12 protein-coding genes are annotated in these 13,563 nt (G+C 59.6%); 7 read left to right on the top strand and 5 right to left on the bottom strand.

Features of this window, described 5'->3' with window-relative positions:
- Positions 1-3: 3 nt before the first annotated feature.
- Entirely contained in the window at positions 4-1,311 is a 1,308-nt protein-coding gene (locus MWU38_RS11195; RefSeq protein WP_247271883.1) for a ferredoxin:protochlorophyllide reductase (ATP-dependent) subunit N, read from the bottom strand.
- Positions 1,308-1,859 (bottom strand): 2-vinyl bacteriochlorophyllide hydratase, encoded by a 552-nt coding sequence (gene bchF, locus MWU38_RS11190; RefSeq protein WP_247271882.1) that lies wholly within the window; start codon positions 1,857-1,859, stop codon positions 1,308-1,310. The genes MWU38_RS11195 and bchF overlap by 4 nt, the downstream gene beginning before the upstream one ends.
- A 481-nt stretch (positions 1,860-2,340) precedes the next feature.
- Between bchF and MWU38_RS11185 the strand changes: the two genes are divergently transcribed.
- The 7 genes from MWU38_RS11185 (at position 2,341) to MWU38_RS11155 (ending at position 9,138) form a co-directional block, all read left to right on the top strand.
- Positions 2,341-3,102, top strand: a complete 762-nt coding sequence (locus MWU38_RS11185) for a cobalamin B12-binding protein (RefSeq protein WP_247271881.1) — start codon at positions 2,341-2,343, stop codon at positions 3,100-3,102.
- Between the two features lie 12 nt (positions 3,103-3,114).
- The gene (ppsR, locus tag MWU38_RS11180; protein ID WP_247271880.1) at positions 3,115-4,539 is read left to right on the top strand and encodes a transcriptional regulator PpsR; all 1,425 of its coding nucleotides are present in this window, start codon (positions 3,115-3,117) and stop codon (positions 4,537-4,539) included.
- A gap of 243 nt (positions 4,540-4,782) precedes the next feature.
- Complete coding sequence (gene chlG, locus MWU38_RS11175) at positions 4,783-5,757, top strand: chlorophyll synthase ChlG (RefSeq protein ID WP_247271879.1); 975 nt, start codon at positions 4,783-4,785, stop codon at positions 5,755-5,757.
- A gap of 23 nt (positions 5,758-5,780) precedes the next feature.
- Positions 5,781-7,115 carry a BCD family MFS transporter gene (locus tag MWU38_RS11170; protein ID WP_247271878.1) on the top strand — a complete coding sequence of 445 codons (1,335 nt, stop codon included), beginning with the start codon at positions 5,781-5,783 and terminating at the stop codon, positions 7,113-7,115.
- Positions 7,112-8,320, top strand: a complete 1,209-nt coding sequence (locus MWU38_RS11165) for a geranylgeranyl diphosphate reductase (protein WP_247271877.1) — start codon at positions 7,112-7,114, stop codon at positions 8,318-8,320. Before MWU38_RS11170 ends, MWU38_RS11165 begins: the two co-directional genes overlap by 4 nt.
- Before the next feature lie 35 nt (positions 8,321-8,355).
- Complete coding sequence (locus MWU38_RS11160) at positions 8,356-8,868, top strand: TspO/MBR family protein (protein WP_247271876.1); 513 nt, start codon at positions 8,356-8,358, stop codon at positions 8,866-8,868.
- 21 nt (positions 8,869-8,889) lie between these two features.
- Entirely contained in the window at positions 8,890-9,138 is a 249-nt protein-coding gene (locus MWU38_RS11155; protein WP_247271875.1) for a hypothetical protein, read from the top strand.
- Between the two features lie 78 nt (positions 9,139-9,216).
- Here the strand turns inward: MWU38_RS11155 and MWU38_RS11150 are convergent, their stop codons facing one another.
- From MWU38_RS11150 to pufL, 3 genes are all read right to left on the bottom strand, one after another.
- Complete coding sequence (locus tag MWU38_RS11150; protein ID WP_247271984.1) at positions 9,217-11,511, bottom strand: TonB-dependent receptor; 2,295 nt, start codon at positions 11,509-11,511, stop codon at positions 9,217-9,219.
- A gap of 274 nt (positions 11,512-11,785) precedes the next feature.
- The gene (gene pufM, locus MWU38_RS11145) at positions 11,786-12,709 is read right to left on the bottom strand and encodes a photosynthetic reaction center subunit M (RefSeq protein WP_247271874.1); all 924 of its coding nucleotides are present in this window, start codon (positions 12,707-12,709) and stop codon (positions 11,786-11,788) included.
- A complete protein-coding gene (pufL, locus tag MWU38_RS11140) occupies positions 12,709-13,545 on the bottom strand; it encodes a photosynthetic reaction center subunit L (protein ID WP_247271873.1) in 837 nt (278 codons plus the stop codon). Before pufL ends, pufM begins: the two co-directional genes overlap by 1 nt.
- Between the last annotated feature and the right edge of the window lie 18 nt (positions 13,546-13,563).

Here is a 13,563-nt window from a genome sequence, read left to right as displayed (position 1 = left end):
CGCTTAGACCTCCAGCCTGTCGCGCCGGCGCATGGGCCGCGCGAAAAGTTCGGCGAGATCGCCCGCAGAATCGAACCCGTGGATGGGGGAGAAAACGAGCTCAATCGCCCATTTGGTGGTGAATCCTTCCGCCTCCAGCGGATTGGCAAGGCCAAGGCCGCAGACGGTGAGGTCAGGCTTGTCTTCGCGCACGCGGTCAAGCTGGCTGTCGACGTGCTGGCCTTCGCTGATGCGGGTGCTTTCGGGAAGCAGCGCCAGATCGCCTGCACAATGCGAGCGGTGAAGATAGGGCGCGCCCACCTCAACCGGCTCCATGCCGAGTTCGGTGTGCAGGAAGCGCGCGAGCGGCACTTCCAATTGCGAATCCGGCAGGAAGCTGATGCGCTTGCCTTCAAGCGCGGCTCGGCTGTGCTCAATCGCGCGGGCGGCGCGTTCGCGGCCAGGGGCAAGGACGCTTTCAACGTGGGCCTCATCCACGGCAAACTCGCGCCCAATCGCGCGCAGCCAGTCGCTTGTCCCGTCCACGCCGAAGGGGAAGAGAGCCTCGATGCGTTTCGCTCCGCGGTCTTCAAGCCGCATGGCGGTTTCCGAAAGGAAAGGCTGGGCCAGGACGTAACGCGTATTCGCGCCCACCGGCGGCAGGTCGCGGGCATTGCGAGCGGGCAATACGCCCACATGCTCAATTCCAAGCTGGGCAAAAAGTCGCAGAAACTGGTCTTCGACAATGTCAGGAAGCGCGCCCACCATCAAAAGCTGTTTGGGAGCGGTTGGCTCTTGCGCAGGCATTTCGGGGACGAGCGCCGCAAGGCAAGCGTCCTCCCCTTGGGTAAAGGTCGTCTCGATCCCGCTGCCCGAATAATTCAGGATGCGCACGCGCGGCATATAAGCTGCGCCCAGACGCTCTGCTGTCTTGGCAAGGTCGAGCTTGATCACTTCAGAGGGGCAGGAACCGACAAGGAACAGCGTCTTGATATCGGGACGGCGGTCGAGAAGGCGCCTAACCACGCGGTCGAGTTCGTCCTGCGCATCGACCATACCGGCAAGATCGCGCTCTTCCATGATGGCGGTGGCAAAGCGGGGCTCTGCAAAGATCATCACGCCCGCCGCTGATTGCAGCAGGTGCGCGCAGGTACGGGAGCCCACCACAAGGAAGAAAGCATCCTGCATCTTACGGTGAAGCCAAACGATACCGGTGAGCCCGCAGAACACCTCGCGCTGGCCACGCTCGCGCAGAACCGGGCGGGACGAGGCTTCAGCCTTTGGGGCATCGCAGCCCGCCAAAACGACAGGAGGTGTGGTGGCGACGTTCATGCTGGCACCGCCTGCCGGGCAGTTGCGCCCTCAAGCCGCGCCATGCGCAGTTTCCAGAGGAATTGCCCTGCGTTGATGACGTAGGCCGCGTAGGCCGCAAGCGCGACACCAAGCCGCTGCTCAACCGTGCCAAGCCCTGCAAAGAGCATCACGAGATACGCCGTGTGCAATGCAAGCACCGCCATCGAGAACACATCTTCCCAGAAGAAAGCCGGCACAAACAGCCATTTGCCAAACACGACCTTTTCCCAGATCGAGCCGGTCACCATGATAGTGTAGAGTACGAGAGTTTTGACGACGATAGAGACGTCGGCGGCAAATGCGCCCTCTCCGGTCACAAGCGTGCGGATGACAAGGCCAAGGCTGACCAAAAACACAAGGAATTGCAGCGGAGCAAGGACACCCTGGACAATTGTCCAAACCGATTCGTCACGCCGTTGCCGCTCATCCGGAGTGTAAAGCGACCCCTTTAGTCCTCGATCATCCCGCTGCTCCTGCCCCTGCAAAAGCGGCGATCCGGTCTGAGATATGTGTGCTGAGCGTCCCATCCTCAAAAATTTGCCCTTCTCTCTGAAATGAATTTCTACGCCTAACGCAGAGCAAGTGTCAAATCATTTGGACGTAAAAGAAACTGGACAACTTTAATACTTGCGACGCGGGGCCATTTGCGGATTGAATTGCATCGCAGGCCTTGATCGGCTAAAGCTTCAAGGGCTGATGGATTAGGCGTCGAACAATTTTCGACCTCGTCAGCCTCGACGCGCCTTCTGGTCTGAATGGCTTTGACACGCTCGCGCGCCACTCCTGGAGACCACCAGCCGGGAGCCGGAGGGCACTTGCATGGGCGTCTCGAAATCTGCTGAACGAAAAGGCACCGTCAGTGCAGCGCTTAAGGGCGTGCTTGGGCAATCCTTGCGGGTCTCGTCGCCACCAAGGTCATCTGACCCGCGAACGCGCACACGATCGATATCGGATCGCACTGGACCTGATTGCACCGGTAACGGAATCGAGCAGGATGCTGTGAACTCGGTGATCGAAGGCGAGATTTTTCCAGCCATTTTGAGCGCGCCGAACATTCGTTGTGCGAAAGCTCCAGCGGCCGTCAGGTCAATTTCGCGCGAACACGCGCTCGACTTTGCAAAGCTGCCGCTTGAGGTGGAGCCTGAAGGTTTGATCAAAGAGGTGAAGGCACTTCTTGATACCGGTATCCCCGTGAATGCGGTCTATGACGAATTACTTGCTCCTGCTGCGCGTTCGCTGGGCCAGATGTGGGAAGATGACAGCTGCGATTTCGTCGATGTGACCATGGGGCTGTGGCGATTGCAGGAAGTTATGCGCGAAATTTCTGCGTGGGGATTTGAACCCTCCGCAACGCCCGAGAATCAAAAGCGCAAGGCTGCGTTCTTTCCGATGCCAGGGGACCAACATTTCATGGGTCCTCAAATGCTTGAGGATGTTTTTACCCGCGCCGGGTGGAACGCGCTTGCGATGACGCAGGCGCGCCGCACCGACATCATTGGTCTGCTAAGCATGGAAAGCTTTAATCTGGTGGCATTGACGCTTTCCAGAGATTGCCCTAGCGCCGCCGTCAGAAACATTATCGATGCGATGCGCCTTGCATCACGCAACCCGGACGTCGTTATTCTCGTGGGTGGTCGTATGATCAACCATAACCCAGCAGTAGTTGCCGAAGTGGGAGCCGATGGGACCGGCGCTGACGCTCGAGCCGCCCTTGATTTGGCAGAGCGTTTGTTGAAGTCCGCGAAGGTGCATGCGCATTTGAAAAGATAGGCAGGCTACCGCATGCTGACCCGCAAGCACTCGATCGAGGGAAAAAATCCCTTCGGCAAGGCCGCAGAATTGTTCAAAAGTCTCGACGCTGATGCGGCGACCAAGCTTGCCATGGTCGCAGGCGACATCACACTCGTCCTTGATGAGAGCGGGTTGATCGTCGACACCGCATTCGATCCCCAGGAATTTCCCGGTTTTGAAGGCTGGGAAGGGACCAACTGGATCGACACTGTCACTGTAGAGAGCCGGCCCAAAGTTATGGAAATGCTCGCCGCCGCGCGCCGCGGTGAGGTGCAGCATTGGCGGCAGGTCAATCACGTAACGCGCGACGGCGATACGCCGATACGCTATGCCGTCCTTGCAATTGACGGCGGCAAACACGCAATCGCTTTTGGTCGCGATATGCGCGAGGCGGGCCGGATGCAGCAGCGGCTATTGCAGGTTCAACAGTCGCTCGAACGAGATTACCTGCGGATGCGGCAATTGGATGCGCGCTATCGCACCTTGTTTGAACATTCGGGCGAAGCGATGATTATCGCAGAAGCATCCTCGCTCAAAATCCGCGAAGCCAACTCGGCTGCACACACGCTTTTGAGTGCGCGCAGCGGCAGCTTGCCGGGCAAAAAGCTTCCAACCTTTGTCGACAAGCACTCGCGCGACCCGCTCCAGTCGCTGGTTGGCGCTGCGCTTTCGTCCAATTCGTCCTCTCCGGTAAAGCTGGCCCTTGGGAAAGGCGGGACCAATGTTTCCGCCCATGCAAATGGCTTTATCCAGGAACGCACGCAGTTTCTGCTGATCCGGCTGGAAGTGATCGAAGACGCTACATCACAGCCCGTTGGGCCGTTGATCGAACTGATCGACGAAATGCCCGACGCATTTGTCATCACCGATTCCCGCCTCGACGTGCTGAGCGCCAATGCGGCCTTCGTGGAGATGGTTCAGGCACCCAGCATCGACCCCATTCAAGGGCGAAACCTGGCCAACTGGATAGGACGGCCAAGCATTGATCTTGACCTTATCGAGGGGCAGATCGACCAGCATGGCTGTGCGCGCAATGTGAGCACGATCCTGCGGTTGAACGATGATCTTGAAGGCGAGCAGATCGAGCTTTCCGCGGTGCGCGTTGGCGGGGATGACGGGCATTATGCCTTTGTCATCCGCCAGATCGGCAGGCGCCTTCGCGATCTGCCCCCTGGCCCGTCGGAAATGCCTCGTTCGGTGCAGCAACTCACAGAGCTCGTGGGCCGGATGTCACTCAAGGAGATCGTGCGCGAGAGCACCGACTTGATCGAGCGCTTGTGCATCGAAGCCGCGCTCGATTACACCTCCGACAACCGTGCATCAGCGGCCGAGATCCTGGGGCTTTCGCGCCAGAGCCTCTATTCCAAGCTGCACCGTCACGGGATCGGTAATCTTGCGAATGACGACGCCGAATAGGCGGGCCTGTCAGCCACACTTCTCAAACAAAAAGTAGTCAATCGCTCCTGCGCTCACCCGCCTTCGCGGTTGTGAGTGGCGGGGCCTTTATAAATGCGCGTTGCAAATGCGCAGGCATCCCTGCCCGACAGAACGGCGATTCTGCGCCTTTGAAGACTGAAAACGCCATAAAACCGGTCTTGCCGATCAATTAGTGTCAAAAAGATTTGACGCTTGGACCTGTCAGGCATAGCCTCTTCCTTTATGGAGAGGTCCGCCATCTCGACTCAGTCACCCCCGCTGCCGCAAGATCGGTTGGAGGGCGGACGGGCAGAAGGCGCAGCGCAGACGGCTGCTGCTTTGCAAAAAAGGTCTCCTCGCCTTGGCGACGTGGTCGAGCTTCTCAAACCCATCACCTGGTTTCCGCCCATGTGGGCGTTCATGTGCGGCGCTGTTTCCTCTGGTGCAGGGCTCGATGGACGGCTTTGGTTTGTGGCTGGCGGGGTAATGCTCGCGGGGCCTCTTGTGTGCGGGACAAGCCAGGCGGTGAACGACTGGTTCGACCGCCATGTCGATGCGATCAATGAGCCTGACAGGCCGATCCCCTCGGGACGCATTCCGGGGCGTATGGGGCTTTGGATAGCGCTCATCGCGACTGCTGTGTCGGCGCTTGTCGGCTGGCTCTTGGGGCCATTGGTGTTTGCAGCTTCTCTTGTGGGCCTTGCGCTCGCCTGGGGTTACAGCGCACCGCCCTTCCGCTTCAAGACAAGCGGGTGGACGGGGCCGGCGGTGGTGGGTCTTACCTATGAGGGACTCTCATGGTTTACGGGCGCTGCTGTGATGTTGGGCGCCATGCCTCGGACAGAAGTGCTGGTGACGCTGGTGCTCTACAGCCTTGGCGCGCATGGCATCATGACCTTGAACGATTTCAAGGCGGTCGAGGGGGACCGGGCGACGGGTCTTAAATCGCTTCCGGTCACCTTGGGCGTCGGCAAGGCTGCGCGCCTCGCCTGCGCGATCATGGCCTTGGCGCAGATCACGGTGATCGCGCTGCTTGCCATATGGGGCGAAACCATTGCGGCGCTGCTGGTAGGAGCGGTTCTGATCGCACAGTTTGCCGCCATGCCGCGCCTGCTTAGCAATCCCAAAAAATATGCGCCCTGGTACAACGGTGTGGGTGTGACCCTCTATGTGCTCGGTATGCTGGCCGCCGCACTGGGCTTGGGGGGCTACATCTGATGCATGCGCCCACTTCACCCGTGATGGCAAGAACGCGCGGACTTTCGTGGATATCGATCATTCGCATCGGCCTCGTTCAGGCGAGTATTGGCGCGATGGTGATGCTGACCACGACCGTGCTTAACCGGTTGATGGTGGTGGAGTATGCTCTCGCCGCAGCACTTCCTGCAGGGCTCGTCGGTTGGCATTACGCGGTGCAGCTTTGCCGCCCGCTGTGGGGGCATGGGTCCGATAAGGGCGCAGGGCGCACCATCTGGATCATGGGCGGGCTTGCCGTACTCGCGCTGGGCGCGTGCCTTGCGGTGCAGACCACGTTGATGACGGCTGGGCAATGGTGGCTCGGCCTCACGCTTGGCATATTCGCCTACACCCTCATCGGCATTGGCGTTGGCGCAAGTGGTACTTCGGCGCTCGCGCTGCTTGCCTCGGGCGTCGCGCCAGAGCGCCGCGCGGCGGCCGCAGCTGTCACATGGATCATGATGATCGCAGGGATCGTGGTTTCCGCCGTCACGGTGAGCCAGCTGATCGACCCCTTCTCGCCCCAGCGCCTGTGGTGGGTCGCCTCCGGTCTGATGATCGCGTGCCTGTGTGTCGCAGCGCTCGCGACCTACCGCCTTGAACCGCGCGAGCCTTTCGCTTTTGCCGAAACTTTCAAGGATGCGGATACGCCAGGCTTTCGCGAGGCCTTGAACGAAATCTTCGCCGAGAAAGCCGCGCGCCGTTTTACCCTCTTTATTTTCGCCTCGATGATGGCGTTCAATATGCAGGATTTGATCCTTGAACCCTTCGCTGGCCTCGTCTTCGCGATGACGCCGGGTGAGAGCACCGGGCTTGGCGGCATGCAATCGGGCGGAGTGCTCGCAGGCATGATTGTCGCCGGCATCGCAGGAAGCGCGTTCAAAGGCCGCATGCCGGTCGAGCTTCGTCACTGGATCGTCTTTGGCTGTCTGGGTTCGGCAATAGCGCTCGCCTGCCTCGCGGTCGGGGCCAAGGTCGGAAACGGCTGGCCAATCCACGCCAATGTTTTCGCCCTCGGCTTTTGCAATGGATTGTTCGCCGTCGCCGCAATTGGCGCGATGATGGGCCTTGCTGGTGCCGGTGAGCGCACCCGCGAGGGCGTGCGTATGGGCGTTTGGGGCGCTTCCCAAGCCATCGCATTTGGCCTTGGCGGCCTCGTCGGATCGCTCGGCGTCGATATCGGGCGAAGGTTCATGGACGATGGCTCCGCCTTCCAACTCGTTTTCGCAGCCGAGGGCGCGCTGTTCGTGGTCGCTGCATGGCTGGCCGTGCGAGCGACGCAGAAAGCGCTCAGCCCAACGCGCATGGCGAAAGAAGATACTCGGAGGGTGTTTGCATGATGGATAAAATTTACGACGCGGTGGTCGTGGGTGGAGGCCCGGCGGGGTCAACCGCCGCGACAGAGCTCGCGCTTGAGGGGCATTCAGTCCTTTTGATGGAGCGCGGCGGTCGCATCAAACCGTGCGGCGGGGCTGTCCCTCCGCGTATGCTTGAGGATTTCGATATTCCCCGCAGCCTGCTGGTTGCGCGCGCACGCTCGGCCCGCATGATCGCCCCGTCGGGGCGCGCGGTGGATATGCCGGTGGGCGAGACCGGCTATGTCGGCATGGTTGACCGCGAGCACTTTGACGAATGGCTGCGAGAACGCGCCACCGATTGCGGGGCAGAGCGCCTAACCGCGACCTTTGAGAAGATCGAGCGTGACGATGAAGCGCACCCTCTCGTTACCTTCCGCCGCGAGCGGGGAGGGCCCATCGAAAAAGTCCGCGCGCGCATGGTTATCGGCGCTGATGGCGCACGCTCGGCCGTCGCCAAGCAATGCCTACCCAATGCAGAGCGCGTAAAATGCGTCTTCGCCTATCACGAGATCATCGCATCACCTCAAAGCACAGGCGACGCTTTCGACGGTGATCGCTGCGATGTGTTCTATCAGGGCAAGCTGTCACCCGATTTCTACGCCTGGGTCTTCCCCCATGGCGACACCGCAAGCGTTGGGGTGGGAAGCGCAAACAAGGGTTTTTCGTTGCGAGGCGCGGTCGCCGAAATGCGCTCCGAACTTGATTTGACCCGTTGTGAAACCATCCGCCGCGAAGGCGCGCCCATTCCGCTAAAACCGCTGAAACGATGGGACAATGGCGCTGACGTCATTGTTGCAGGCGATGCCGCCGGCATCGTGGCACCGGCTTCTGGCGAAGGGATTTACTACGCGATGGTCGGCGGGCGCTTCAGTGCGCAGGCCGCATCCCAAGCGCTCAAAACAGGGGAGGCGAAGGCTCTTAAACTGGCGCGGAAGCGGTTCATGAAGGACCACGGGCGCGTCTTCTGGATCCTCGGGCTGATGCAATACTTCTGGTATTCATCCGACAAACGCCGCGAGCGGTTTGTCGACATGTGCGATGACAAGGACGTCCAGCAGCTCACCTGGCAGGCCTACATGCACAAGAGACTGGTGCGTAAAAAGCCGCTCGCCCACGTGAAGATATTCCTGAAAGATACCGCACACCTGTTGGGGCTGAGGCCGGAGAATTCGGAAGCGCGCTCGTAAGAGGCGCGGGATAAAACGCATAAGGAGGGATCGTTATGAACTTGACCACACATATGCCGATGGCGCCGAGGAAGACCTGGATATTACCGGCGATCATTGCCGCAATCGCAGCAGCCGTCGTCGCAGCTCTGGGCGCGACGATTACCGATCTGGGCCCTTGGTATCAAAGCTTGGCTAAACCCGGCTGGAACCCGCCGGACGTGCTTTTTCCTGTCGGTTGGACGATCATCTTTGCGCTGAACACCGCCGCGATAGTTGCGGCCTGGCGCGCAGCTCCCGGTCCTAAAGTGTCCGATGCTATTGTGGGCCTGTTTGCATTGAACGCCTTTCTCAACATCGGCTGGTCCGTCCTGTTCTTCCGCCTGGAACGCCCCGATTGGGCAATGATCGAGGTCGGGTTTCTGCTTGCCTCGATCCTTTCGCTGATCGTCTATTGCGGGCGATATTCGAGACAGGCGGCGCTGTTGTTTGTGCCCTATCTTATCTGGGTCAGCTTCGCCGCCGTGCTCAACTGGGCCATCGTGGATATGAATGGGCCGTTTGGCTAAAGCGCGTTTGGCCCAATAGCGATGATCGAGAGCTTTTTCGCCAGTGCGCATGCTGCCGACCTTGTGCTGGCGGTGTTGGCAATCGAGGCTGTGTGGCTAAGGATGCGCGGCTGGGCTTTGGCGCAGATCGCCGGGTTTCTTGGCCCTGCCGTCTTTATCGTGCTGGCACTAAGGGCCGCACTCGTGGGCGCGGGCTGGGAGTGGGTGGCGGTGCTTCTGGCGCTGTCCCTGCCGCTTCACCTGATGGATCTGAAGGCGCGGCTTTCATAAGCGCAACCGTACCCCGCACGAAAACGGCCCGCTGAACCTAATGGTCCGGCGGGCCGTTTTGTAACTTACTGCCGAGGATCAGTCGCCGAAGCGCGCTGTCACCTGAATTCCATAGAAGCGTGGCTCTGCCGGAATGAAGGTCGGGATGCCAAACGCCCCGCCCGTGTTGCCTGCATCAAGCAGATAGTCCTCGTTGAACGCATTGCGGATGAAACCGGCGACTTCAAATCGCTCATCGGCAAAGCTGAGACCGGCACGCGCATTGACCAGTGTGACGCCTTCCTGGCTGATCAGGTCGCTGTTTGGCACTTCGAAGAAAATGCGGCTTCGGTGGGTGACGCTTGGCGTTGCGAAAAACCTTGCACCATTGCCAAACTCGTAATCCACGGTGAAGCCCGCCGAGGCCTGAAATTCAGGCTGAAGGCGGAAGCGCGCACCCGAAAAGGCGGGCGAGAACGCGCCGTCTTCGTCAATCCCGCCGTCGATGTAGCCGAAGTTGCCGAACACGCGCAGCCAGTCGGCTGCATCGATCGCCACTTCGCCTTCAACGCCAAGGTTGCTGGCCGAGCCTGCGCTTTGCGTGATGAAGCTGCCAACCGGGCCATCGGGGTCTTCGACCGAAACCTGAAAGTTTTCATAGACCTGGTAATATACGCCAAGCGAGGCAGAAACCGGACCGCTGGCAAGCTTGATACCGCCTTCGTAGTTCCACACCGTTTCTTCCGCTACAATCTGTGGGTCGGGAACCACATTGCCCACGCCATCGACCCTCGCGCCAAGGTTGACGACGGGCGAACGACGGCCCTTCGAGATGGTGGCAAAGACGTTCACATCATCGCTGATCCGGTAAAGCGCGTTGACGCGGGGAAGGGCAGCGGTGAAACTTGCATCGTCGCGGTATGTCTGGAGATTGGTGTCCAGGAAGCCCGGGATCAAAGGCGCACCGCTCAGCACGCTGTCAGGCGCGACTGAGATATAGCCGGATTCGCGATATTCGTCGATGAAGCGAACGCCAGCGGTGAGTTCAAGCTTGTCGGTGGGAAGCCAGGTTACATCGGCAAAAACCGAATAGGCTTCGTTCCGGCCCTGATTTTCAAACCGCGCAGCGTAAGGAATGGCGGTCGCCGCTCCCATTGTCGCAAGGCCGGTGACTGCGGTTGCAGGCACGCTGCCGTCGGCTGCAACGCACGGGATGCCGGGGATCAAGGGGGCGCCGAAAAGCGAGGTCAGGCATTGCAGGAACAGCCCCTCTTCCGTGGCGAAAGGCACATTTTGCGCGCCTTCCTCGATGAACAGGTTCCAGCCTGCGCTCGCGCGGATATTGGCGCCTGAATATGTGAAGCGCCCCTCATGGCTGACCTGCCAACCGTCCGCAATCTCTGCAAATTCGAGGAAGGGCGCAGCCGTTCCGTCAGCATCGAACACTTCTGCGCTGTCAAATTCGCGGTAACCATTGACCGTGGTGAACGTCCAATCGTCGGCGAACTGGTATTCTGCCGTCAGGTTCAGGTCATACACTTCGCGGTTCAGCCCCAATTGATCATCACCCAGCGCCGCGGAGCCTTCGGGAAAGCCGCCAAGGTTTGCATCTTCGAATGCGTTTGCCGGACCGCCCGGTGCGCCTGCAAAAGCGGGGAAGGTGCTTGAGATGAAGGGCGTGCCGCCATTGCGTTGTTGATCATATGTGCCGATCAGATCGAGCGTGAAGTCGGCTGATGGCGAGTAGCGAAGCGATGCGCGCACGCCCAATTGGTCCTGCGCATAAAGCTCTTCTTCCTGATTGGCATTGAGGTTTTCGACATAGCCATCGCGGGTTCGATATTCGAAGGCAACGCGCCCTGCGAGCACATCGGAACCTGCATTGAGGTGGCCGGCAAGCAGGGTCTGGTCAAAATTGCCATAACCGCCGGTGAGCTCGCCCGAGAACCCGTCGCGCGGGCGGGCGGACACGAGGCTGATCGCGCCAACCGCGGACGCTGTGCCGAACAAGGTCGCCTGCGGCCCCTTGATGACCTCGACCCGTTCAAGATCGTAGATCGCCTGATAGGAACCGCGTGAACGCGAAATATCGACGCCGTTGTAATAGAGAGTGACGCGCGGGCCCTGCTGCGAAGAGCCGCTGTCGGAGGTGATGCCGCGAATGACAACGCCGGGGTTGTTGGCGCTCTGCTCCTGAATGAGCAGGCCGGGTACGTAGTTCGATAGCTCGTCGAGGTCAGTGACACCCAGCTCTTCGATGTTTTCGCCGCCCAGCGCCGAGATGGTGATCGGCACATCGAGCGCGCGCTGTTCGACCTTTTGCGCGGTCACGATGATGGTGTTGCCCGACTGTTCGCTATCGTCTTGAGCCATGGCCTGCGTGGGAATGGCCATTGCCGATGCGAGAAGGATTGATCGAAAGAGAGGTTTGGTCACTGTTTTGCCCTTGATATGAAAGAGAGGTCGAGGGCTCGCTATAGCGAAGTAATGACAGTTGCGTGGCGGTTGTGTTGCAAAATGGCGAAGGCGGACGACTTTCCGCTTTGCCTCCCTCTCAAGTGCGCCTTTTGCAACGAAAAAGCCCGGCCGCGCATCTTGTGCGCAGCCGGGCAAATTTCGAACCTATGGTTGGGGTCTCGCCTCGACCCCGTAAGAGAGCGCGTGGCGCTTACTGGGGAGCGTAGTGGTGCTCCTGTGCCCAAAGGTACCAATTGTCGACCACGGTGCCTGACAGAAGGATGCCAATCCCGCCTGTCAGTGTGGTGAGAACCGCGAACCACCAGGCCCAGCGGTGGATCGATTCCATCGTGGCATTAAAGCCCATGGTCCAGCGCCAGAACAGGCCGGCACGTTCAGAAGCCGTGCCGCGATCCGTGATCTGCTCGATCTCGCGCTCACCGCCATAGCGGCCAACAGCAAGGATCGTTGCCCCGTGCATCGCGAACAGGATCGCCGAACCATAAAGGAACACAATCGAGAGCGCGTGGAACGGGTTGTAGAACAGGTTCCCGTAAACGAGACTGAAATTGTTGGTCCAGTCGAGGTGGCTGAAGATCCCGTACGGGACGGCCTGTGACCAATCCCACAGGAGCAGCGGGCGGATAAAGCCCAGCACCAGGAACAGCCAGATCGCGCTCGCAAAGGCCCAGGGAATGTGCATCCCCATGCCAAGCGCTTTCGCCCGCGTGTAGGTTCGCACCCACCAGCATAGCACCGAGATCGTCAGGAACGCGCCGGTCATGATGAACCAGCCGCCCTCATTCAAAGGCACGATGGGGCTAAAGCCGTACTCCGAGCTTGGCGGATCAAGCGAGAGCCAGAACAATTCGCGGATGAAGGTTTGCGGGTCCCATCCGGCCTGCGCCCAGAAGTTGAGCCCGATGATAAGGAACGCTGCCGTCCCGAAAACCAGAGAGATCAAACCTGACCATCCCAGGTAAATCGGTCCGAACTGTGCCTGACCGATCTTGCCGAACCAATAGCTGTAGCCGACATTCGGGATACGGATGTCTTCGGCCGGTGGGAGTGGAACCCCCATTTCCGGCGGAGCCTTGACCTGGATCTGGGTGAAGATGTTTTGATAGGTAGCCATCAGATCGGTTCTCCTTGCCACATCGGGACAGCGCGCCACCAATCCCACCATTCGACCCAGCTTCCGGTCATCAGCGTGCCCGAGATCACGATGCAGATCGCGCTCCAGAACCCTGCGTTAAGGGCGAGGAACAGGCCGACACGGTGAATGCCAAGCGTACCGACCGAATAGCCGATGAAATCGCGGAAGTAGGTGTCTTCATATTCTGGCGAGCGGACCTCGTTGCCTTTGCCAACATTGACCGCTGACAGGACGAGACCACCGTGCAGAGCGAGCGCGAGACAGTTCGTGAAGAAGAACGTGATCGCGATCATATGAACGGGATTATAGTGGAAGTTCACATAGTTATATCCCGTGTACGATACCCAGTCCAAGTGCGACCAAATGCCGTATGGGAAACCATGACCCCATGCGCCCATCCACACCGGACGGATCACATTGAGGGTTACATATGCAAAAACCGCCACGGCAAAAGCGATGGGAACATGATAATTCATGCCCAGCTTTTTGGAGATTTCTGCCTGCCTCATCACCCACGAGCTAAAAGCGACAACCGCGCAGATCGTAATGACCTGCCAGTATCCGCCCTCGCTGAGAGGGGCAAAGCTAAGTCCGGCTTCGATAGATGGTGGCTGAATATCGATAAGCCAGGGGTTTAAGGTGGGTCCTTCTGCGGCTGCAGCAAAGATCAGCATCGTGCCAAGCAGCGCGCTGATTGCTGTCGTAACCCCGAAGAATCCGACGTAAAACGGCCCGACCCAAAAGTCGAAAAGGTCGCCGCCGATTAATGTGCCACCGCGAGTGCGGTATTTCCGCTCGAAACTAAGGAGCGCCATAGGTCCATCCTTCCCGCT

Source organism: Qipengyuania sp. S6317L1, from assembly GCF_023015615.1.
Classification (GTDB): Bacteria; Pseudomonadota; Alphaproteobacteria; order Sphingomonadales; family Sphingomonadaceae; genus Erythrobacter.
The sequence above is the reverse complement of the archived record's forward strand: the minus strand, read 5'-3'. Positions and strand labels throughout refer to the sequence as shown.

Bases quoted from the DNA above. Each gene is read 5' to 3' on its own strand.
- MWU38_RS11195 (WP_247271883.1), bottom strand. From the start codon at position 1,311: ATGAACGTCGCCACCACACCTCCTGTCGTTTTGGCGGGCTGCGATGCC.
- bchF (WP_247271882.1), bottom strand. From the start codon at position 1,859: ATGGGACGCTCAGCACACATATCTCAGACCGGATCGCCGCTTTTGCAG.
- ppsR (WP_247271880.1), top strand. From the start codon at position 3,115: ATGCTGACCCGCAAGCACTCGATCGAGGGAAAAAATCCCTTCGGCAAG.
- chlG (WP_247271879.1), top strand. From the start codon at position 4,783: ATGGAGAGGTCCGCCATCTCGACTCAGTCACCCCCGCTGCCGCAAGAT.
- MWU38_RS11170 (WP_247271878.1), top strand. From the start codon at position 5,781: ATGGCAAGAACGCGCGGACTTTCGTGGATATCGATCATTCGCATCGGC.
- MWU38_RS11165 (WP_247271877.1), top strand. From the start codon at position 7,112: ATGATGGATAAAATTTACGACGCGGTGGTCGTGGGTGGAGGCCCGGCG.
- MWU38_RS11160 (WP_247271876.1), top strand. From the start codon at position 8,356: ATGAACTTGACCACACATATGCCGATGGCGCCGAGGAAGACCTGGATA.
- MWU38_RS11155 (WP_247271875.1), top strand. From the start codon at position 8,890: ATGATCGAGAGCTTTTTCGCCAGTGCGCATGCTGCCGACCTTGTGCTG.
- MWU38_RS11150 (WP_247271984.1), bottom strand. From the start codon at position 11,511: ATGGCCATTCCCACGCAGGCCATGGCTCAAGACGATAGCGAACAGTCG.
- pufM (WP_247271874.1), bottom strand. From the start codon at position 12,709: ATGGCTACCTATCAAAACATCTTCACCCAGATCCAGGTCAAGGCTCCG.
- pufL (WP_247271873.1), bottom strand. From the start codon at position 13,545: ATGGCGCTCCTTAGTTTCGAGCGGAAATACCGCACTCGCGGTGGCACA.